The organism is Staphylococcus sp. IVB6214, from assembly GCF_025558585.1.
Taxonomy (GTDB): Bacteria; Bacillota; Bacilli; order Staphylococcales; family Staphylococcaceae; genus Staphylococcus.
Window position 1 is genome coordinate 985,502 of the sequence record NZ_CP094723.1, and the last position, 22,309, is coordinate 1,007,810.

Below are 22,309 nucleotides of genomic sequence, written 5' to 3' on the forward strand. Positions count from 1 at the left end.
TTTGAATGAAATCTCAAGTATCGTGGAAAGTCGGAGGCCAGCAAGGTGAAGGGATTGAATCTACGGGTGAAATCTTTGCGACTGCGATGAACCGCAAAGGCTATTATTTATACGGTTACCGTCACTTTTCTAGCCGCATTAAGGGCGGCCATACGAACAACAAAATTCGTGTGTCGACAACACCTGTACATGCGATTAGTGACGATTTAGATATATTAATTGCGTTCGATCAAGAAACGATTGAACTCAATCATCATGAAATGCGTGAAGACAGCGTGATTTTAGCAGATGCGAAAGCAAAACCAGAAAAACCAGAAGATTGTAAAGCGCAATTAATTGTTATGCCATTTACAGAAACAGCAAAAGAACTTGGTACTACTTTAATGAAAAACATGGTCGCAATTGGAGCGACAGCTGCTTTAATGTCATTAGATATCAAGCCTTTTGAAGCGTTGATTACAGGCATGTTTGAGAAAAAGGGTGACAAAGTAGTTAACTTAAATATTCAGGCATTACATGAAGGACACCGTTTAATGAATGAGGAACTCAGCCATATTGAAGGGGACTTTGATTTAGCTGAAAGTGATAACGTACCACATCTATATATGATTGGAAATGAAGCGATTGGTTTAGGTGCGATTGCAGGTGGTTCTCGCTTTATGGCAGCTTATCCAATTACACCAGCCTCTGAAATTATGGAATATATGATTGATCATTTACCAGAAGTAGGCGGCACTGTGATTCAAACAGAAGATGAGATTGCGGCTGCGACGATGGCAATCGGTGCAAACTATGGTGGTGTGAGAGCGTTCACAGCCTCTGCAGGCCCAGGACTATCATTGATGATGGAAGCAATCGGTTTGTCAGGTATGACGGAGACACCACTTGTCATTATGAATACACAACGTGGTGGTCCATCAACAGGTCTTCCGACGAAGCAAGAACAGTCTGATCTAATGCAAATGATTTACGGCACACATGGTGATATTCCAAAAATCGTATTGGCACCAACTGATGCAGAAGATGCATTCTACTTAACAGTTGAGGCGTTTAACTTAGCTGAAATGTATCAATGCCCAGTTATTTTATTAAGTGACCTACAATTATCACTTGGTAAACAAACAGTTAAAAACTTAGATTTCAATAAAATTCAAATTAATCGAGGGTCTACAATTACAGAAGACATCGAACGTGATCCGGAAGATAAAGATTACTACAAACGCTATGCAGTGACAGAGTCAGGTGTATCACCAAGACCAATTCCAGGAGTCAAAGGTGGTATTCACCATGTCACGGGTGTTGAACATAACGAACAAGGTAAACCAAGTGAAGCGGCACAAAACCGTCAAGATCAAATGGATAAACGTATGCGTAAGACAGAAAACTTACGCATTGAAAGTCCAGTAGAAGGATCGTTGAAACATGAACAATCAGATGTTCTATATCTTGGATTTATTTCAACAAAAGGTGCCATTCAAGAAGGTGTAGAACGTTTAGAAGCTGCTGGACACAAAGTAGAACATCTACAAATTCGTCAATTGTACCCATTCCCAACAGATCTTATTCAAGAAGCGGTTGATCGTGCACAAAAAGTTGTTGTTGTTGAACATAACTATCAAGGACAACTTGCAAATATCATTAAAATGAATGTGAATTTAGGCGATAAATTGGTAAACCAAACAAAATATGATGGAACGCCATTCCTACCACATGAAATCGAATCAAAAGGTTTAACACTTTTAAATTCACAAAAGGAGAGAATCTAATTGGCTACTTTCAAAGATTTTAGAAATAATGTCAAACCCAACTGGTGCCCAGGTTGTGGTGACTTCTCAGTACAGGCGGCCATTCAAAAAGCGGCTGCAAACGTCGGGTTAGAACCGGATGAAGTTGCATTGATTACAGGGATTGGTTGTTCTGGACGTCTGTCAGGGTATGTGAATTCATACGGCGTTCACTCAATTCACGGTCGTGCATTACCACTTGCGCAAGGTGTGAAAATGGCAAATCGTGATTTAACGGTTATTGCGTCAGGTGGTGACGGTGATGGTTATGCGATTGGTATGGGTCATACAATTCATGCGTTGCGACGTAATATGAATATCACTTACATCGTAATGGATAACCAAATTTATGGTCTGACAAAGGGACAAACATCACCTTCATCAGCACCTGGATTTGTGACAAAAACAACACCTAAAGGGAATATTGAACAAAATGTTGCACCTTTAGAATTAGCATTATCATCAGGTGCGACATTTGTTGCACAAGGATTCTCAAGTGACATTAAAGCATTGACAAAAATGATTGAAGATGCGATTAATCACGATGGTTTCTCATTCGTAAACGTCTTCTCACCATGTGTAACATATAACAAGGTGAATACTTACGACTGGTTCAAGGAACATTTGACTGACTTGAATGATATTGAAGACTACGATACATCTGACAAACAACGTGCAATTCAAACGGTTGTTGAACACCATTCACTCATAAAAGGCATTGTATATCAAGATACAGAAACCCCATCATACGAGTCACAAATTGAATCTTTAGGTGAGACACCTTTAGCGCATAAAGATATTCAATTGACGTCCGAACAATTTGAATCGTTAACAAAACAATTTGTATAAAAGTACCAACCCAAAGCTGGAGTCCTAACAAAGGATTTCAGCTTTTCATTTGTTTTGGGTATAGTTATAACCATCGACAAATTGCACTTTACTAATTTTTTTAATATAATGAAGAGATGATATAAGGGCAGAAAGGGTTTTGCATGTGAATGAAGAACAAAGAAAAGCTGGGACGTTAGATGTTCTAGCGAATCGTAAAGATAAAGAAGAAAAAGATTACAGTAAGTATTTTGATCACGTCTACCAACCGCCAAGTTTGAAAGAGGCGAAAAAGCGTGGTAAAGAAGAAACAGTATATAATCGCGACTTCCAAATCGACGAAAAATATCGTGGTATGGGGAAAGGGCGTACATTTTTAATTAAAACATATGGTTGCCAAATGAATGCGCATGATACAGAAGTCATGGCAGGTATTTTGTCAGCACTTGGTTATACCCCTACGGAAGATGTCAATGTAGCGGACGTTATCTTACTGAATACGTGTGCGATTCGTGAAAATGCTGAAAACAAAGTGTTCGGTGAGATTGGTAACTTAAAGCACATTAAACAAGAGCGTCCGGATTGTTTAATCGGTGTATGTGGTTGTATGTCGCAAGAAGAATCCGTTGTCAACAAAATCTTAAAGTCATACCAAAATGTCGATATGATTTTTGGAACACACAATATTCATCGTTTACCACAAATTTTAGAAGAGGCATATCTTTCTAAGGCAATGGTAGTCGAAGTTTGGTCCAAAGAAGGCGATGTCATCGAGAATTTACCAAAAGTACGTGAAGGACGTATTAAAGCTTGGGTAAATATCATGTATGGATGCGACAAGTTCTGTACGTACTGTATCGTACCATTTACGCGTGGTAAAGAACGTAGTCGTCGTCCACAAGACATTATTGATGAAGTGAGAGACCTTGCACGTCAAGGTTATCAAGAGATTACATTACTCGGTCAAAACGTTAATTCGTATGGAAAAGACTTAGACGATATTGAATATGGTCTTGGTGATTTATTAGAAGATATCGCAAAAATTGATATTCCACGTGTGCGTTTTACGACAAGTCATCCTTGGGACTTCACAGATCGTATGATTGAAGTGATTGCACAAGGTGGAAATATTGTGCCACATATTCATCTGCCAGTTCAATCTGGGAACAATCAAGTCCTTAAAATCATGGGACGTAAATACACGAGAGAAGCGTATTTGGATCTTGTAAGTCGTATTAAAGCAGCGATTCCTAATGTTGCATTGACGACAGACATTATTGTAGGTTATCCAAATGAAACGGAAGAGCAGTTTGAAGAAACACTTACGTTATATGAAGAAGTTGGCTTTGAACATGCATATACGTATCTCTATTCACAACGTGATGGGACACCAGCTGCGAAAATGAAAGATAACGTACCAACAGATGTTAAAAAAGCACGTTTACAACGTTTGAATCAAATTGTTGGTAAATATTCAGCAGAAGCATTAAAAGCATACGAAGGAAAAACAGTCAAAGTATTGTGTGAAGGTGCAAGTAAAAAAGATGACGAAGTGTTAGCAGGCTATACAGAGCGAAATAAACTTGTCAACTTCCGAGCGCCACAATCAATGATTGGTAAGATTGTAGATGTGAAGATTGTTGAAGCGAAGCAATACTCATTGAATGGTGAATTTGTAGGTGTGAGCGATGCCACACTGGTGAGTCAATAATGACCAATAAAGAAGATGTGTTGCGTAAGGCACGTGAACTGCAACAGTCGATTCAAGATTTGGAAACAATCCAATATTACAAGCAAGTAGAGACACAAATTCATCAAAATGAGCATATTGCTAAACAAATGAAAACATTGAAACAACAACAAAAGCAATCTGTGAACTTACAAAATTACGATAAACCTATTGCGTATCAACGTTCTGAAGCGACTATTCAAGCGATTCAAGCAGAAATCGATGATATGCCAATTGTCTCAGAATTTCGCCAAGCACAGAGAGAGGCGAATGATACGATCCAATTCATTATTGAAACGTTAGCAGACGGTATTGATATCAGTCAACTTGACTCGCAACAAGATGATGAATAAGATGGACTGTCTGTAAAATACATGAAAAGGGGATACACGATGAACCATAAAAAGTTGACGTTAACTGCGTTACTAATCGCACTCAATGTTGTATTAAGTACAATGATCATCATACCTGTTGGCCCTATAAAAGCGGCACCTGTACAACACTTTGTCAATGTGTTGAGCGCTGTACTGTTAGGACCATGGTATGGATTAGCACAAGCATTCCTTTCATCATGTATTCGTGTGATGTTTGGAACAGGTACAGCTTTTGCTTTTCCAGGTAGCATGATTGGCGTGTTACTGGCTAGCTTGTTCTATTATGTGAATCGTCACCTGTTCGTTGCAGCGATTGGAGAAGTAATTGGGACGGGTATCATCGGAAGTCTCATTTGTATTCCTCTTGCATGGATTTTACACATGGACGACTTCCTTATCAAGCCGTTGATGGCGGCATTTATCGTTTCAAGTATGATCGGTGCTACTGTTAGCTATGCCTTATTGATTGTCTTAAAACGACGCGGTTTATTAACGAAGATGGAAAAATATACGAAGCACAAGTTAAAATGACGAATAGGCTAGGCGAATCGAATGTTGCGTATCGTCTAGCCTTTATACATATATTAAAAAAGAGAGTTAAAGGATTGTGATATAAATGTCAAATGTGACACCGATGATGAAACAGTATCTCTCAATCAAATCACAACATCAAGATGCATTGCTGTTTTTTAGGTTGGGTGATTTCTATGAATTGTTTTATGAAGATGCAGTGACAGCAGCACGTGTTCTCGAGATAACGTTAACGAAACGTGATGCCAAAAAAGCGAACCCTATCCCGATGGCTGGTGTACCGTTCCATTCTGCAGATGGCTATATCGAAACATTGATACAAAACGGTTACAAAGTAGCAATCTGTGAACAGGTGGAAGATCCAAGACAAGTAAAAGGAATGGTAAAACGTGAAGTCGTTCGGATTGTCACGCCAGGTACAGTGATGGAACAAGGTGGCGTGGATGAAACGCAAAACAATTATATATTAAGTTTTGTACATGAAGGTGACTATGCTTTAAGTTATTGTGATATTTCGACTGGTGAACTCAAAGTGACGCATTTTGAAGATGAGAGTACGTTAATTAACGAAGTGACAACGATTAAGCCGAATGAAATTGTTGTGACACAACCACTGCCAGACCAATTGAAGCGCCAGTTTAGCATGATAACGGAAACGATTACAGTACGTGAAGTAGTGTCAGACACGACATATCAAGTGAATCAGTTGGATCAGCCTATGATGCATAAAGCTGTTCAAATATTATTAGATTATGTCTATGATACGCAAAAACGTGATATGTCTCATATTGAACCGGCGGCTGTTTATCGTGCATTAGACTATATGAAAATGGACTTTTATGCGAAACGCAACCTTGAACTGACAGAAAGTATTCGATTAAAGTCGAAAAAAGGGACGTTATTATGGTTAATGGATAAGACAAAGACACCAATGGGAGCAAGACGCTTAAAACAATGGATTGATCGTCCGTTGATTCAACGAACAGAAATTGAAAAACGTCATGAAGCAGTGACGCAATTTTTAAATTATTTTATCGAACGATCTACATTAAGAGATTATTTAACAGAAGTGTATGACATTGAACGACTAGTCGGGCGTGTCAGCTTTGGAAATGTCAATGCGAAAGACCTTGTGCAGTTGAAACATTCTATCGCTCAAATACCAGCGATTAAAGGCTTATTACAGACCATTGATCACGAAGCAATCGCACATTTTAATGCGTTAGAACCGTTGGAAGACTTGTTGGCTGTCTTAGAAAAAAGTTTAGTTAATGAACCGCCGTTATCAGTAAAAGAAGGTGGACTATTCAAAACAGGATTTAACGAAGAATTGGATAGTTATTTAGATGCTTCACGAAATGGCAAGCAATGGCTGGCAGAATTGCAAGCACGTGAACGTGAGCGCACGGGTATCAAATCTTTGAAGATTAGCTTCAATAAAGTATTTGGCTACTATATCGAAATCACACGTGCAAATCTAAGTCAATTCGATCCACAAGCATTCGGTTATGAACGAAAGCAAACATTATCAAATGCTGAGCGATTTATTACAGATGAGTTGAAAGAAAAGGAAAGTATGATTCTTGGTGCACAAGATAAAGCGATTGAGTTAGAGTATCGCTTGTTTACGGAACTGCGTCAATATGTGAAACAATTTACTGAAAGATTGCAGCAACAAGCGAAAATTATTTCGGAGTTAGATTGTTTACAAAGTTTTGCGGAAATCGCACAACAATATAACTATGTACGTCCAACTTTCAGTGATGATCGCACACTTTCATTAGTTGATTCTCGACATCCGGTTGTCGAACGTGTAATGGACTATAATGACTATGTCCCGAATGACTGTCATTTAGATGATGAGACGTATATTTATTTGATCACAGGACCAAATATGTCCGGGAAGTCCACGTATATGAGACAAGTGGCGATTATTAGCATTATGGCACAGATGGGGGCATTTGTTCCTTGTCAGTCTGCGCAATTACCCATTTTTGATCAGATCTTTACACGTATTGGTGCGGCAGATGATTTGGTGTCTGGTAAGAGTACCTTTATGGTTGAGATGTTGGAAGCACAAAAAGCTTTGCGTTATGCGACGAAAGATAGCTTGATTATCTTTGATGAGATTGGACGAGGAACTTCAACTTATGATGGTTTGTCACTCGCGCAAGCCATGATTGAATATGTTGCACAAACATCACAAGCAAAAACACTATTCTCGACACACTATCATGAATTGACTGCACTAGAAACGTCATTACCGTGTTTACAAAATGTACACGTTGCAGCGAACGAATACAAAGGCGAACTGATCTTTTTGCATAAGGTGAAAGAAGGTGCCGTTGCAAACAGTTACGGAATTCAAGTCGCACAGTTGGCGGACTTACCTGAACCAGTGATTGCGCGTGCCAAAGTGATTCTCGAAGCATTTGAATCAAACGATAAACCAACCGCGATTGCTACTTCTGATATAAATGAAAATGAAGCGTTGAAAGAAACGGTGTCAGAACCAACGTCATCTCAAACGTCATCAGAAACAAAATTTGAACAACCTACATTTGATTTGTTTCATCCAGCTGAACAAAGTGAAGTTGAGCAAGAGATTAAACAATTAAACTTGTCGCGAATGACCCCATTAGATGCATTTGATAAACTACGTGAGTTACAAAATCGATTAATTTAGAAGGTGACAATATGGGAAAAATTAAAGCGCTACAAACGTCACTTGCCAATAAAATTGCAGCAGGTGAGGTGGTCGAACGTCCGAGTTCTGTTGTGAAGGAATTGCTTGAAAATAGTATTGATGCAGGATCTACCGAAATCAATGTTGAAGTACAAGAAGCCGGTGTGAATGCCATCCGTGTCGTAGATAATGGATCAGGGATAGGCGAAGATGATTTGCCACTTGTGTTTCATCGACATGCAACGAGTAAACTATACGAAGATGATGACTTGTTCCATATTCGTACACTCGGTTTTCGTGGAGAAGCATTGGCAAGTATTTCGTCAGTGGCCAAGGTTACATTAAAAACTTCAACAGATGGTATTGATGGTTATGAAGTGTATGCGGAAGAAGGAGCTATTCTATCCCAAAAACCAGCCAAAGCACGTCAAGGGACAGATATTTTAGTCAGCAACTTATTTTACAACACGCCGGCAAGGCTCAAATATATTAAAAGTCTGTACACAGAACTTGGCAAGATTACAGATATTATGAATCGCATGGCAATGAGTCATCCGGATATTCGTATGTCATTAACGAGTGATGGCAAAAAAATACTTCAGACGAATGGTTCAGGGCGTACGAATGAAGTAATGGCTGAGATTTATGGTATGAAAGTCGCACGTGACTTACTACACATTACGGGTGAAACAAGTGATTATCAAATCGAAGGGTTTATCGCAAAACCAGAACATTCTCGTAGCAATCGTCATTATATTTCTCTGTTTATTAACGGCCGGTATATTAAAAACTTTGTCTTAAATAAAGCAGTGGTAGAAGGCTATCATACGCTACTAACGATTGGGCGTTATCCGATTGTATACCTAAATATTAAAATGGACCCCATATTAGTCGATGTCAATGTCCACCCAACAAAACTGGAAGTCCGATTATCGAAAGAAGACCAGTTATATGCCTTAATCGTGGAGAAAATACAAGCAGCTTTTCAAGATAAAGTTTTGATTCCTAAAAATGATTTTGATAAGAACAAACCCAAAAAAGTACTTGAAAAGTTTGAACAGCAAAAAATAGCTTTTGAACAACGTCAGCAAATGAATCAAGATGAACCAGTTACTGAGAAAGCATACAATAAAGAGGATGTCCGAACTGATTCTAACATTGATACAACAGGTATACGTCAAGAACACTCTGTACCAGATACAGCAGATGATACTTCTCAAACAACGCCTGTTGAAGAAACTGCGGGTATATACAATGCAACAGCATCGTCTGATGTACAACCACAAGATAACGAAGACATATTCGATGTTGAACTACCTGATACATCAGTGGAGACACATCATATAGTGGATGAGCACAAGGATAATGCTGTATACGAGCAAACTGCACAAGAATCAGCCCCACGTGTGCCTTATATGGAAGTTGTTGGACAAGTACATGGAACGTATATTGTTGCACAAAATGACACGAGAATGTTTTTGATTGACCAACATGCGGCGCAAGAACGTATAAAGTATGAATACTTCCGAGAAAAAATTGGTGAAGTAACGAATGAAAACCAAAGTTTACTCATCCCGATGACGTTTAACTTTTCAAAAGATGAGCAATTGACGATTGAACAATTTCGTGACGAGCTAGAAAAGGTCGGTATTTTCTTAGAGCCATTTGGTGGGCATGATTATATCGTCAATAGTTATCCGGTTTGGTTCCCGCCACAAGAAGTGGAAGAGATTATCAAAGATCTTATCGAATATGTTTTGTCACATAAAACGATGAATATTGCTAAGTTCCGTGAAGAAGCCGCAATCATGATGAGTTGTAAAAAATCTATCAAAGCAAATCATTATTTGACGAAAGAAGATATGACTTCGTTGATCAACCAATTAAGAGAAATGGAAGATCCATTTACGTGCCCACATGGACGTCCGATCATTATTAACTTTACAAACTATGAATTAGAGCGTTTATTTAAGCGCATTCAATAAATTGATTCGAAAGGAATTTGACCGAGTGAAACCACACATCTTACCAGCAATTCGATCGATGAAAGACCTTGAAAAATTAGTAAAAACAGATTATCAAACGTGTGTCTTATTGGATACACATATCGGTCATCTACAAGGTGTGATGCAATTTATGCACCAGCACCAATTACAACCGTATATTCATATTGATCTGATTAAAGGGATGAGCCATGACGAATTTGCATGTGAATATATCATTCAAACATATCGTCCTAAAGGCATCGTCTCAACGAAAATGAAAGTAATCAAAAAAGCGAAGGCATTGGGCGTTGTAACGATCTTCCGTGTATTTATTATCGATAGTCATGCATTAGAGCGTAGTATCGAATTGATTCAGCGCTTGGAACCTGATTATGTTGAAGTATTGCCGGGAATAGCGGATAAAGTGATACAACAGATTCAACAAGAGACGGGTGCGCAAGTGATTGCGGGTGGCTTGATTAACACAGAAGATGAAGTGATGCGTGCAGTAAAACATGGCGCAACACATGTGACAACAAGGGACCGAAATTTATGGTAATCCACTTTGTTATTTAATGTATCAAAGCAATGATTGAAAATGATTACAAAATATCAAAAATTTAATTTGACAGCGTTTTCATATGCATGTATTATAAATAACAAGTTAATATTAGAATAGAGACTAAGAGATTTCTGCGTTCGTATTATATCTATTGGGTGTAGTGCGTCTTGTGGCGATCTCTTTTTTGCTAAAGGAGGAAAAAGAGAAATGAATATTTACTTAGCAGAATTTTTTGGGACAGCGCTCTTACTGTTAATGGGTGGTGGCGTTGTTGCTAACGTTGTATTAAGAAAGTCAAAAGGTGAGGCGGCAGACTGGATTGTTATCGCTGTCGGCTGGGGTCTGGCAGTAACACTCGGTGTCTATGCAGTTGGACAATTTTCTGGAGCGCATCTGAATCCAGCAGTTACAGTTGCATTTGCAATGACGGGTGACTTCCCTTGGTCTCAAGTACCGGGTTATATCATTGCACAGTTATTGGGTGGTATTGTTGGGGCTGTCCTTACTTGGTTGACATATTTACCACATTGGCGTGCAACAGATGATCAAGGTTCAAAACTAGGTGTGTTCTCAACAGCACCTGGGATTCGTAACTATATGGCGAACTTTTTAGCCGAGATTATTGGAACAGCTGTTCTAATTGCTGGTTTGTTATTCATTGGGGCGAATAAATTTACTGATGGCTTGAATCCACTAATTGTTGGGGCATTGATTGTTGCAATTGGTGTCAGCTTAGGTGGGCCAACTGGTTATGCCATTAACCCAGCTCGTGACTTAGGTCCACGTATTGCGCATGCCATTTTACCAATTCATAACAAAGGTAACAGTGACTGGTCATATGCCATCGTACCAATTCTCGGACCAATCGCAGGTGGTATGCTTGGAGCAGCGATTTACTTACTTGTATTTGAAAATGTATTCAATGCATGGTCAGTCATCTCTATCGTATTAGTGGCATGTACATTGATTCTCGGTCAAGTAATGAATAAAAAGTCGTCACGCGATGACATCGGTAAAATTTAACATTACAATAATAGATAAAGACGAATGCGTCAGGGAGGCATCTTAATTATGGGAAAATATATTTTAGCAATCGACCAAGGGACAACAAGTTCAAGAGCAATCTTATTTGATGAAAATGGAGAAATTTGTGGTATTTCACAACGAGAATTTAAACAACACTTTCCAAAATCTGGTTGGGTAGAACATGATGCAAATGAAATTTGGACATCAGTCATTTCAGTAATGGCTGCTGTATTAAATGAAAATGATATTTCAGCTTCAGAAGTAGCAGGTATCGGTATTACGAACCAACGTGAAACAACAGTTGTATGGGATAAAAATTCTGGTCGTCCAGTGTATCATGCGATTGTATGGCAATCACGTCAAACACAACATATTTGTGATCAATTGAAAAAAGACGGGCATGAAGCATTATTCCGTAAAAAAACAGGTTTATTGTTAGATCCATACTTCTCAGGGACGAAAGTGAAATGGATTCTTGACAATGTAGACGGTGCACGTGAAAAAGCTGAAAATGGCGACTTATTATTCGGTACGATTGACTCATGGCTCGTTTGGAAACTTTCAGGCGGTAAAGCGCATGTCACTGATTACTCTAACGCAAGTCGTACGTTAATGTACAACATCCATGATCTTGAATGGGATGACGAATTGCTTAAGTTATTAGACGTACCAAAACAAATGTTACCGGATGTGCGCCCTTCAAGTGAAATTTATTGCGAAACGAAAGATTATCATTTCTTCGGTCAAAATGTACCAATTGCGGGTATTGCGGGTGACCAACAAGCTGCACTGTTCGGACAAGCATGTTTTGAACGTGGTGACGTGAAGAATACGTATGGTACAGGTGGCTTCATGTTAATGAATACAGGTGAAGAAGCGGTATTATCAGATCATGGTTTATTAACAACAATTGCATACGGTATCGATGGCAAAGTGAATTACGCGTTGGAAGGTTCTATCTTTGTATCAGGATCTGCCATTCAATGGCTACGTGATGGGTTACGTATGATTCAATCTGCACCACAATCAGAAGACTATGCTAAACGTGTAGATGATACTGAAGGGGTGTATGTTGTACCGGCATTTGTAGGTCTTGGAACGCCGTATTGGGATTCAGAAGCACGTGGCGCAATCTTTGGATTAACACGTGGTACGAAGAAAGAACACTTCATCCGTGCAACATTAGAATCATTGTGTTACCAAACACGTGATGTGATCGAAGCGATGGCTCAGGATTCAGGTATCGATGTGAACAGTCTTCGTGTCGATGGTGGTGCCGTTCAAAACAACTTCCTAATGCAATTCCAATCAGACTTACTAAATATCGATGTAGAACGCCCAGAAGTTGCGGAAACTACAGCATTAGGCGCTGCATATTTAGCAGGTATTGCGACAGGATTCTGGAAAGATCAATCACATGTCAGCAATCATTGGAAGTTGGAAAAAGCTTTTGAACCTAAGATGTCAGAAGAAAAACGTGAACATTTATATAAAGGTTGGAAAAAAGCAGTAGAAGCAACTCAAGTATTCAAGTTAGACGATGCAGAGTAATTCTGTTATACTAAAGCTAAGTTAATAGAAGCACTCGAGATTTGGAGAGATTTTTCGTACAACTTTAAAATAAGTCGTAGGAGGAGTCTCTCTTTTTTTAGTAAAAATAGGAGGTAGTTATAGATGAGTTTATCAACAGTAAAACGTCATTCAGTGAAAGAAAATATGAAACAAGGTGTGTATGATGTTGTCGTAGTCGGTGGAGGTATTACAGGGGCAGGTATCGCGCTTGACGCATCAGCACGTGGCATGAAAGTTGCACTTGTTGAAATGCAAGACTTCGCACAAGGAACAAGTTCTCGTTCAACAAAACTTGTACACGGTGGTTTGCGTTACTTGAAACAACTACAAGTGGGCGTTGTGGCAGAAACAGGGAAAGAACGTGCGATCGTATATGAAAACGGTCCACATGTAACAACACCAGAATGGATGTTGTTACCAATGCATAAAGGTGGTACTTTCGGTAAATTCTCAACATCTATCGGATTAGGAATGTATGATCGCCTTGCAGGTGTTAAAAAATCAGAACGTAAAAAAATGTTAAGCAAACAAGAAACAATGGATAAAGAACCATTAGTGAAACAAGAAGGCTTAAAAGGTGGCGGTTACTACGTTGAATACCGTACTGATGATGCCCGCTTAACAATTGAAGTTATGAAAAAAGCAGCTGAACAAGGTGCAGATATTATTAACTATGCGAAAGTAACCAACTTCTTATATAACGATAAATCAAAAGTATCAGGCGTTGCAGTCACTGATTTATTAGAAAATGAAACATTTGAAATCCATGCGAAAAAAGTTGTTAATGCGACAGGTCCATGGGTAGACGAAGTGCGTCGTGCAGATTACTCTAAAAACAACAAACAATTACGCCTTACAAAAGGGGTTCACGTTGTTATTGATCAATCAAAATTCCCATTACAACAAGCGGTTTATTTCGACACAGAAAATGACGGTCGTATGATCTTCGCAATTCCACGTGATGGCAAAGCATACGTTGGTACAACAGATACGTTCTATGACAATGACAAAGCAAATCCACAAGTGAATCAAGAAGACCGTGACTATCTCATCGATGCGATTAACTACATGTTCCCAACAGTGAATGTGTCAGATAATGACATCGAATCAACTTGGGCAGGTATTCGTCCGCTTATTCTTGAAGAAGGCAAGGATCCATCTGAAATTTCACGTAAAGATGAAGTTTGGGAAGGGAAGTCAGGTCTTTTAACAATCGCAGGTGGTAAGTTGACGGGTTATCGTCATATGGCTGCAGACATTATGGATCTAGTTGAAAAAAGATTGAAACAAGAATATGGTGATCAATTCAAAGATGTGAATACGAAACACATTACTATTTCTGGTGGTGACGTAGGCGGCAGTGCAAACTTCGAAAACTTCGTTCAAGAAAAAGTTGAAGCAGCACGCAAGTTCAACATAGACGCAGAAGACGCTGAATTCTTTGCACGTCGTTACGGTTCTAACGTAGATACACTCTTTGAAATTGCACATATGGCACAACATCAAAATACAGGCTTACCATTAGCACTCTATGTTGAACTTGTTTATGGTGTTCAACATGAATTAGTCGTGAAACCAACAGACTTCTTCGTTCGTCGTACGGGAGATATTTACTTCAACATCGATGCTGTAATTCGCTATAAAGATATCGTTGTAGATGGTCTTGCTGACTTAGTCGGTTATGATGAAGCAACGAAAGCAAGCTACAAAGCAGAACTTGAAAAAGCAATCGATGAAGCACGTTTCGGACAACATCAACCTGCCGAAGCATAGAACTTATATTGAAACCATCCGTTTGGTAATTTCCAGACGGATGGTTTTTGTTTGGAAGTCCATCAGACTCCCGTCAAACCCTACAATATGGTAAAGTAGAAGTAACAACATAAGCGAAAGGAGTACGGAAAATGGTGAAACATGAATCAATGAAGATGACGATGTCAGATGGTGTGATGTTGGAAACAAAACTTGATCGTACCAGCCGAGATGCAGTTGGCATTGTTCATATTTTTCATGGTATGGCAGAACATATGGATCGATATACAGCACTTGTTGAGAAGTTTAATGATCGTGGTTATCATGTGATCCGACATAATCATCGAGGTCATGGCAAAGATATCGAAGGCATTCGAGGACATTATGACTCAATGGAACAAGTCGTGAAAGATGCTTATGAAGTACAAACAACGTTACGTGGAGACTTCGATGCACATCTTCCATGCATTGTTTTAGGCCATTCAATGGGTTCCATCATTGCACGTCAATATGCACAAACCTATCCCGATTCTTTTCAAGGACTTATTTTGAGTGGAACAGGTTATTATACGAAATGGCAAGGTTATCCTGCGGTCGGCTTGTTAAAGCTTGTGACGCTTGTATTTGGTGGCAAAAGACGAATGGATTGGGTCAACCATCTTGTTACTGGACGTTTTAATAATCAGTTCAAACCGCCACGAACACCAAGTGATTGGTTGAGTACAGATACACATGAAGTCGACAAGTTCATCGCAGATACGTATGCCGGATTTAATGTGTCGAATCAACTCGTATACAGTGTTACTAAAGCGATGATGAAGACTGGAGAACTAAAACACATTCAAGAGATGGATCCATATATGCCAGTCTTGTTAGTTTCAGGAAAAGATGATCCGTTTGGTGAGAATGGCAAAGGGATTCGTCGACTTGCCAAACAATTTGAAAAGGGTGGTATTCAGCATATTACGGTTCAGTTGTATCCACATAAACGACATGAAGTCTTATTCGATCAAGATTATGAAACGGTATGGAAACATATGCTTGAGTGGATGAGTCGTCAAATTATACAAAAAACGAGAAGTGAGTGAATTGAATGAGTGAAGAAAAACCTTTCGTCGTTGTCATTGTCGGACCAACGGCAAGTGGTAAAACTGCATTAAGTATCGAATTGGCGAAAGCAATCGATGGCGAAGTGATCAGTGGCGATTCGATGCAAGTATATAAAGGCATGGATATTGGAACAGCAAAAATTACTGAAGAAGAAATGTCAGATATCCCACATCATTTGATTGATATTTTAGAACCGAATGAGACCTTCTCTGCCTTTGACTTTCAAAAACGTGTGAAGCCATTAATTGAAGAGATTACAGCTCGTGGCAAAGTGCCGATTATTGCAGGCGGAACAGGTTTATATATACAATCTGTTTTATACGACTATCAATTTGATGATGAAGCAGTTACGCCTGAACAAGCGCAAATTGTTGCGGATAAAATGGCAGCATTATCATCGTATTCAAATGAAGCATTGCATGACTATTTAGGAACTTTTGATCCAGAATCTCAACAAGCCATTCACCCAAACAATCGTCAAAGAGTCGAACGAGCCATTGCATATTACTATAAAACAAAAAAACTTATGAGTAATCGCAAGAAAAGTACCCAGTTAACAGAAAATTATGATACATTAATAGCAGGGATAGAAATGTCGCGCGAAACATTATATCAAAGAATAAATAAACGCGTCGATATCATGTTGTCTCAAGGTTTATTGGATGAAGTGCAAGAACTGATTGATCAAGGGTATATATCGTGTCAAAGTATGCAAGCGATAGGATATAAAGAAATGATTCCTGTAATAACAGAAGATATGGATGTTCAAACTGCAACTGAACAGCTGAAGCAACATTCACGCAACTATGCAAAAAGGCAGATGACCTGGTTCAAAAACAAATTAGATGTTCATTGGTTAGATAGAGAGAAGATGTCACTTACTTCAATGTTATCTGAGCTCACAACCCAAATAAACAAAAGGAGATTTTAAAATGGTTGAGAAAAGAAACATTCAAGATGAGTACCTTGAAACTTTCAAGAATGAGGAGAAGGAGCTGACAGTCTTTTTGACGAATGGTTTCCAATTACGTGGCACATTATATGACTACGATAAGTATGTCATTGACTTTTACTCACAAGATCGACACCATATCATTTATAAACATGCGATCAGTACGTTTGTAGAAGGGGCGTAGACACCTGGTGAGCAGGAATCACAGCATAAAATCGTGACATGTGTAAAATACAATGACCATGTCGCTGATAACACATCACACATCTTCAAATCATGATTTGAAGTGAGTATGAAAAATGTCATATTGAAGAGCATCACGCCATTGCGTGATGCTCTTTTCAGTCAGCAACAAAAAAACAAGCACTCCTAACAGAATACATTGACTGTTGGATCACTTGCTTATCGTGTCCATTATAATATCTTTTCAATATCACTTTTTAATTTTTCAGGTGTTTTTTGTGGAGAATAGCGATGGACAACTTCACCATTACGGTCGATTAAGAACTTTGTGAAATTCCATTTAATATTTTCTCCAAGAATACCTGATTGTTGTTTTTTCAAGTGTTCGAATAATGGATGTGCATTTTCACCATTTACATCAATCTTTTCATGCATAGTGAACGTGACACCATAATTCAACTTGCAGTTTGTTTCTGCTTCTTGACCTATGCCTGGTTCCTGTTTGCCAAATTGATTACATGGAAAGCCTAAAACGGTAAAGCCTTGATCTTTGTACGTTTGGTATAGTTCTTCTAAGCCACCAAATTGAGATGTGAATCCACATTCACTCGCAGTATTCACAATAAGTAAAACATCACCCTTATATTGTGAAAGAGGATAAGTGGTACCATCTGTTTTTGTTACTTCGATATCATATAAACTCATATCTACCACTCCTTTACTATAAATATAGCACATTCCAGTAGGATAGTCTTAATACGCACACTGTGATACAATGATGTGTACTATGTCTAATAATTAATGGTGATACGCATGCAAAAACAAAAATCGATTTCAACCGAAAAAATACAAGAAAAAGCAGTATTAATCGGGGTAGATCTCTACCAGTCAGAATACAACTTTGAAAGCACGATGCAAGAGTTAGATGCATTGGCAAATACATGTGAGCTTGACGTGAAAGGTCATTTTTCACAGCGTAAAAATTTCGTTGATCAACGCTATTACGTTGGTAAAGGGAAACTGCAAGAAATTGAAGATTATATTGATTTTCATGATATTGATGTGTTGATCACAAATGATGAACTTACAACGGCACAGTCTAAAAACTTGAATGATAGACTGAACATTAAAATTATTGACCGAACACAGCTGATTTTGGAGATTTTTGCGTTAAGAGCGAAGAGTCGAGAAGGTCAGCTACAAGTGGAATATGCGCAATTGGACTACTTGTTGCCACGTCTGATGGGGCACGGTAAAAGCTTGTCTCGACTCGGTGGTGGAATCGGAACGAGAGGTCCGGGTGAGACGAAGTTGGAAACGGATCGTCGACATATTCGTACACGCATGACAGAAATTCGTCGTAAATTGTCAGAAGTATCCGCACATCGTGAACGTTACCGACAAAAGCGTGATCAACACGATGTCTTTCAAATTGCCTTAGTCGGTTATACAAATGCAGGCAAATCATCTTGGTTTAACACACTTACAGAAGCAGGCACTTACGAAAAAGATCAATTATTTGCGACGCTCGATCCAAAAACAAGACAATTGAAGTTGAATGACGGGTTTGAAGTTGTGATTTCAGATACAGTTGGATTTATTCAAAAACTGCCAACGACATTGATAGAAGCATTCAAATCAACGTTAGAAGAAGCCAAACGTGCTGATATGTTACTTCATGTAGTCGATGCAAGTCATCCTGACTATAAAGCACAGTACGATACGGTGAATGACTTGATTAAAACGTTGAACATGGACAATATCCCACAAATTGTGCTGTTTAACAAACGAGACCTACATACAGGGACACGTCCAATAACGAATAAACCAATGGTATTTGTCTCTTCTAAAAATGATGATGATATTGAAAAAGTTAAGTCGATTTTAATCGCACAAATGAAAGAACAGATGACATACTATCGATTAGAAGTACCAAGTCATGATGCAAAACGATTGTATGACTTGAAGCAACAGACGTTGGTCACATATCTTGCATTTGATGAACAAGCAAATGTATATAAAATTGAAGGATATAAAAAATATAGAAAGTAGCGAAAAAATGAAAGAGTTATCACATATTATTGAAGAAGTAGAACAAACTTTGGTACCATACTTTAAAGAAATTGAGCAACTTGCTTACCACAATCAAACAAAAGTACTTGATGCATTTCACCATGTCAAAATTACTGAAACTGATTTGTTAGGATCAACAGGATATGGTTATGATGACTTTGGACGTGATCACCTTGAAGCGGTTTATGCAGAGACCTTCAAAGCAGAAGATGCATTAGTCCGTCCACAAATCATTTCTGGAACACATGCTATTACGGTGGCGCTTCAAAGCTTGTTGAAACCGGGGGATGCATTGATGTATATCACAGGCAGTCCCTATGATACGTTGCTTGAAGTAATTGGTGTAAATGGATCAGGTGTTGAAAGCCTAAAAGAATATGGCATTGACTATCAAGAAGTACCGCTAAATCAAGGAACAATTGATGTGAAAGCGGTTGTTGAAGCGATAACTCCTAAAACAAAAGTGATTGCAATCCAACGATCAAAAGGCTATGATCAACGTCCGTCGATTACAGTTGGAGAAATTGAAACAGCTATTGCCGAAATCAAATCAGCTTATCCAGAGATGATTGTATTTGTAGATAACTGTTACGGTGAGTTCGTTGAAACACGTGAACCAATCGAAGTAGGGGCGGATATCATTGCAGGTTCACTGATCAAAAATCCAGGTGGCGGTCTAGCAAAAATAGGGGGATATATTGCTGGACGTAAAGATTTGGTTGAACGTTGTGGCTATCGTTTAACTGCACCAGGTATTGGTAAAGAAGCAGGTGCATCACTCAACGCTTTACATGAAATGTATCAAGGCTTCTTTATGAGCCCACATGTTGTAAGTCAAAGTTTGAAGGGCGCCTTATTTACAAGTTTGTTATTAGAACGTTGCAATATGAAAACAACTCCGAGTTATGATGCACAACGAACAGACTTAATTCAAACAGTCTCTTTTGATAATGCTGATCAGATGATTCAGTTTTGTCAGAGTATCCAAGCAGCGTCGCCTGTCAATGCCCATTTTAACCCAGAACCTAGCTACATGCCGGGATATGAAGATGATGTGATCATGGCAGCAGGTACATTTATTCAAGGTGCTTCTATCGAGCTTACTGCAGATGGCCCAATACGTGCGCCATATGAAGTCTATGTACAAGGTGGATTAACGTATGAACACGTGAAAATTGCAGTGACACGTGCCGTAGAAAAAATGTTGAATGCAGGGCTAATCACGATATAAATGAAAGAACGCCATCTTTGTGAAAAGGTGGCGTTTTTGTGATTATTAGTGACAAAATTGATTGAAAAATGTACCGATGTTGAATAATATATCAAAGATTTAGATGTTTTTAACACATCACTGAGATCAATAGTGCAGATTCAACAATAAATTAAAACCCTCAAGACATAGAGTCTCAAGGGTTTAAAGTATTAATACTGCTTCATATATTGCTCGATTTCCCATTTAGAAACTTGCGTACGGTAATAATCCCACTCAATTGATTTTGAGTTGATGAATTGGTTATAGATATGTTCACCTAACGCATCTTTTACTACTTCATTTTCACGCATTGCTTTTAATGCTGTGTAAAGTGTTGATGGTAAATCTTCAATACCAACCGCTTCACGTTCTTCACGGTTCATTTCATAGATGTTTTGGTTTACTGGTTTTGGCACTTCTAATTTATTTTTAATACCGTCTAAACCAGCTTGTAAAATAACAGCAAGTGCCATGTATGGGTTGGCTGCTGGATCGACTGAACGAATCTCAACACGTGTTGACAAGCCACGTGAAGTTGGAACACGAACTAATGGTGAACGGTTTTTACCACTCCAAGCAATATAACTAGGTGCTTCGTATCCTGGGACTAAACGTTTGTATGAGTTCACAAGTGGGTTACATACTGCTGTGTAGCCACGTGCATTTTTCATACAACCTGCAATAAAGTGATATGCATCTTTCGTTAATTGCATTTCACCATTTTCGTCGTAGAAAGCATTTTCTTTCCCTTTGAATAATGACACGTTAAAGTGCATACCGCTACCGTTTACACCGAATAATGGTTTTGGCATAAATGTTGCATGTAAGTTGTGCTTACGAGCAATTGTTTTTACGACAAGTTTGAATGTTTGGATGTTGTCACAAGCTGTGATAGCATCTGCATATTTGAAGTCAATCTCATGTTGTCCTGGCGCAACTTCGTGGTGAGATGCTTCAACATCAAAGCCCATATCTTCAAGTTCAAGTACGATATCACGACGGCAGTTTTCACCTAAATCTGTTGGTGCTAGGTCAAAGTATCCACCATGATCGTTCAATTCCATTGTTGGTTCGCCTTTTTCATCAAGTTTGAACAAGAAGAATTCTGGCTCAGGCCCTAAGTTAAAGTCTGTAAAGCCAAGTTCTTCCATTTCTTTCAAGACGCGCTTCAAGTTACTACGTGGGTCACCAGAGAATGGTTTATGTTCTGTTGTGTATACATCACAGATTAAACGAGCAACTTTGCCTTTACCTTCTGTCCATGGGAAGATTACCCAAGTGTCTAAGTCTGGATATAGGTACATGTCTGATTCTTCAATGCGGACAAATCCTTCAATAGAAGAACCATCAAACATCATCTCATTGTCTAATACTTTCTCCAATTGTCTCACAGGCACTTCAACATTTTTGATTGTTCCAAGGATGTCTGTAAATTGTAATCGTAAATAACGTACATCTTCTTCTTTTGCGAACTTTCTAATGTCATCCTTCGTAAACTTTTGCTTTGTCATTGCGTTCTGTCCCCCAGTAAAATTATTTAAAAAAGCGCGATAAGTCACCACGATTGAGTGGAATGGATTCATGTTGCGGTTTTTGCGTCGTATCCACAATCATTTGTTTTCTTAGACGCTCTTCTTCATCATTTAATACTTCGCTTTCTTCTGCTAACATAATTTGCTTAATCCCTTTCATATTAAACCCTTTTTCCAATAAATGTTTAATAGATAGTAATATCTCTACATCATTTAACGAAAAGAGCCGTTTACTGCCTTCTGTACGAAAGGGGTGAATTAGTTCATGTGTTTCATAGTAACGAATCTGTCTTGGTGACAGTTCCGTCAACTGACTGACAACACGCATCGGAAAGACTGGCATATTACGCCGAATTGTATCATTGCTCATCTACGCCA

Annotated in this window: 19 protein-coding genes; 16 read left to right on the forward strand and 3 right to left on the reverse strand. The window is 38.7% G+C overall.

The features are described 5' to 3' along the window. Window positions 1-5 precede the first annotated feature (5 nt). The 14 genes from MUA51_RS04780 to hfq all read left to right on the forward strand — a co-directional run bounded on the left by MUA51_RS04780 (window position 6) and on the right by hfq (window position 17,075). Entirely contained in the window at window positions 6-1,766 is a 1,761-nt protein-coding gene (locus MUA51_RS04780) for a 2-oxoacid:acceptor oxidoreductase subunit alpha (protein ID WP_262560731.1), read from the forward strand. Beyond that, on the forward strand, window positions 1,767-2,633 hold the full coding sequence (locus MUA51_RS04785; RefSeq protein ID WP_262560732.1) for a 2-oxoacid:ferredoxin oxidoreductase subunit beta: 867 nt from the start codon (window positions 1,767-1,769) through the stop codon (window positions 2,631-2,633). It begins immediately after the preceding gene. A 145-nt stretch (window positions 2,634-2,778) separates the two neighbouring features. Continuing rightward, window positions 2,779-4,323 carry a tRNA (N6-isopentenyl adenosine(37)-C2)-methylthiotransferase MiaB gene (gene miaB / locus MUA51_RS04790; protein WP_262560733.1) on the forward strand — a complete coding sequence of 515 codons (1,545 nt, stop codon included), beginning with the start codon at window positions 2,779-2,781 and terminating at the stop codon, window positions 4,321-4,323. After that, entirely contained in the window at window positions 4,323-4,694 is a 372-nt protein-coding gene (locus tag MUA51_RS04795; RefSeq protein WP_262560734.1) for a YlbF family regulator, read from the forward strand. Before miaB ends, MUA51_RS04795 begins: the two co-directional genes overlap by 1 nt. Window positions 4,695-4,733: 39 nt before the next feature. After that, a complete protein-coding gene (gene thiW, locus MUA51_RS04800; protein WP_262560735.1) occupies window positions 4,734-5,246 on the forward strand; it encodes an energy coupling factor transporter S component ThiW in 513 nt (170 codons plus the stop codon). An 85-nt stretch (window positions 5,247-5,331) separates the two neighbouring features. Beyond that, window positions 5,332-7,932 (forward strand): DNA mismatch repair protein MutS, encoded by a 2,601-nt coding sequence (mutS, locus tag MUA51_RS04805; protein WP_262560736.1) that lies wholly within the window; start codon window positions 5,332-5,334, stop codon window positions 7,930-7,932. 11 nt (window positions 7,933-7,943) lie between these two features. After that, complete coding sequence (gene mutL, locus MUA51_RS04810; RefSeq protein WP_262560737.1) at window positions 7,944-9,917, forward strand: DNA mismatch repair endonuclease MutL; 1,974 nt, start codon at window positions 7,944-7,946, stop codon at window positions 9,915-9,917. Between the two features lie 25 nt (window positions 9,918-9,942). Further along, window positions 9,943-10,476: a glycerol-3-phosphate responsive antiterminator gene (locus MUA51_RS04815; protein ID WP_262560738.1), complete on the forward strand. Its 534-nt coding sequence runs from the start codon at window positions 9,943-9,945 to the stop codon at window positions 10,474-10,476. Window positions 10,477-10,686: 210 nt separating this feature from the next. Then, a complete protein-coding gene (locus MUA51_RS04820; protein ID WP_262560739.1) occupies window positions 10,687-11,502 on the forward strand; it encodes an MIP/aquaporin family protein in 816 nt (271 codons plus the stop codon). Between the two features lie 48 nt (window positions 11,503-11,550). After that, window positions 11,551-13,056 carry a glycerol kinase GlpK gene (gene glpK / locus MUA51_RS04825; RefSeq protein WP_262560741.1) on the forward strand — a complete coding sequence of 502 codons (1,506 nt, stop codon included), beginning with the start codon at window positions 11,551-11,553 and terminating at the stop codon, window positions 13,054-13,056. A gap of 123 nt (window positions 13,057-13,179) precedes the next feature. Next, on the forward strand, window positions 13,180-14,850 hold the full coding sequence (locus tag MUA51_RS04830) for a glycerol-3-phosphate dehydrogenase/oxidase (protein WP_262560743.1): 1,671 nt from the start codon (window positions 13,180-13,182) through the stop codon (window positions 14,848-14,850). Window positions 14,851-14,984: 134 nt separating this feature from the next. Continuing rightward, entirely contained in the window at window positions 14,985-15,917 is a 933-nt protein-coding gene (locus tag MUA51_RS04835; protein ID WP_481906527.1) for an alpha/beta hydrolase, read from the forward strand. A gap of 5 nt (window positions 15,918-15,922) precedes the next feature. Next, window positions 15,923-16,870 carry a tRNA (adenosine(37)-N6)-dimethylallyltransferase MiaA gene (gene miaA / locus MUA51_RS04840; RefSeq protein ID WP_262560745.1) on the forward strand — a complete coding sequence of 316 codons (948 nt, stop codon included), beginning with the start codon at window positions 15,923-15,925 and terminating at the stop codon, window positions 16,868-16,870. A 1-nt stretch (window position 16,871) separates the two neighbouring features. Further along, window positions 16,872-17,075, forward strand: a complete 204-nt coding sequence (gene hfq, locus MUA51_RS04845; protein WP_095116474.1) for an RNA chaperone Hfq — start codon at window positions 16,872-16,874, stop codon at window positions 17,073-17,075. 230 nt (window positions 17,076-17,305) lie between these two features. On the opposite strand, the gene MUA51_RS04850 is transcribed toward hfq, so the two are convergent. Then, the gene (locus MUA51_RS04850) at window positions 17,306-17,779 is read right to left on the reverse strand and encodes a glutathione peroxidase (RefSeq protein ID WP_262560746.1); all 474 of its coding nucleotides are present in this window, start codon (window positions 17,777-17,779) and stop codon (window positions 17,306-17,308) included. 108 nt (window positions 17,780-17,887) lie between these two features. Between MUA51_RS04850 and hflX the strand changes: the two genes are divergently transcribed. Then, complete coding sequence (hflX, locus tag MUA51_RS04855; RefSeq protein WP_262560747.1) at window positions 17,888-19,126, forward strand: GTPase HflX; 1,239 nt, start codon at window positions 17,888-17,890, stop codon at window positions 19,124-19,126. A gap of 7 nt (window positions 19,127-19,133) precedes the next feature. Then, window positions 19,134-20,378 (forward strand): methionine gamma-lyase family protein, encoded by a 1,245-nt coding sequence (locus MUA51_RS04860; protein WP_262560748.1) that lies wholly within the window; start codon window positions 19,134-19,136, stop codon window positions 20,376-20,378. A gap of 191 nt (window positions 20,379-20,569) precedes the next feature. Here MUA51_RS04860 and glnA read toward each other — a convergent pair whose 3' ends face one another. Both glnA and MUA51_RS04870 read right to left on the reverse strand, forming a co-directional pair. Next, window positions 20,570-21,910 (reverse strand): type I glutamate--ammonia ligase, encoded by a 1,341-nt coding sequence (gene glnA, locus MUA51_RS04865; RefSeq protein ID WP_262560749.1) that lies wholly within the window; start codon window positions 21,908-21,910, stop codon window positions 20,570-20,572. A gap of 22 nt (window positions 21,911-21,932) precedes the next feature. Then, complete coding sequence (locus MUA51_RS04870) at window positions 21,933-22,301, reverse strand: MerR family transcriptional regulator (RefSeq protein ID WP_262560751.1); 369 nt, start codon at window positions 22,299-22,301, stop codon at window positions 21,933-21,935. Window positions 22,302-22,309 lie beyond the last annotated feature (8 nt).

Excerpts from the sequence above, each read along its gene's own strand:
- MUA51_RS04830 (WP_262560743.1), top strand. The coding sequence starts at position 13,180 with ATGAGTTTATCAACAGTAAAACGTCATTCAGTGAAAGAAAATATGAAA.
- MUA51_RS04795 (WP_262560734.1), top strand. The coding sequence starts at position 4,323 with ATGACCAATAAAGAAGATGTGTTGCGTAAGGCACGTGAACTGCAACAG.
- mutL (WP_262560737.1), top strand. The coding sequence starts at position 7,944 with ATGGGAAAAATTAAAGCGCTACAAACGTCACTTGCCAATAAAATTGCA.
- hfq (WP_095116474.1), top strand. The coding sequence starts at position 16,872 with ATGGTTGAGAAAAGAAACATTCAAGATGAGTACCTTGAAACTTTCAAG.
- MUA51_RS04860 (WP_262560748.1), top strand. The coding sequence starts at position 19,134 with ATGAAAGAGTTATCACATATTATTGAAGAAGTAGAACAAACTTTGGTA.
- mutS (WP_262560736.1), top strand. The coding sequence starts at position 5,332 with ATGTCAAATGTGACACCGATGATGAAACAGTATCTCTCAATCAAATCA.
- glpK (WP_262560741.1), top strand. The coding sequence starts at position 11,551 with ATGGGAAAATATATTTTAGCAATCGACCAAGGGACAACAAGTTCAAGA.
- MUA51_RS04850 (WP_262560746.1), bottom strand. The coding sequence starts at position 17,779 with ATGAGTTTATATGATATCGAAGTAACAAAAACAGATGGTACCACTTAT.
- miaA (WP_262560745.1), top strand. The coding sequence starts at position 15,923 with ATGAGTGAAGAAAAACCTTTCGTCGTTGTCATTGTCGGACCAACGGCA.
- glnA (WP_262560749.1), bottom strand. The coding sequence starts at position 21,910 with ATGACAAAGCAAAAGTTTACGAAGGATGACATTAGAAAGTTCGCAAAA.
- hflX (WP_262560747.1), top strand. The coding sequence starts at position 17,888 with ATGCAAAAACAAAAATCGATTTCAACCGAAAAAATACAAGAAAAAGCA.
- MUA51_RS04780 (WP_262560731.1), top strand. The coding sequence starts at position 6 with ATGAAATCTCAAGTATCGTGGAAAGTCGGAGGCCAGCAAGGTGAAGGG.
- thiW (WP_262560735.1), top strand. The coding sequence starts at position 4,734 with ATGAACCATAAAAAGTTGACGTTAACTGCGTTACTAATCGCACTCAAT.
- MUA51_RS04870 (WP_262560751.1), bottom strand. The coding sequence starts at position 22,301 with ATGAGCAATGATACAATTCGGCGTAATATGCCAGTCTTTCCGATGCGT.
- MUA51_RS04820 (WP_262560739.1), top strand. The coding sequence starts at position 10,687 with ATGAATATTTACTTAGCAGAATTTTTTGGGACAGCGCTCTTACTGTTA.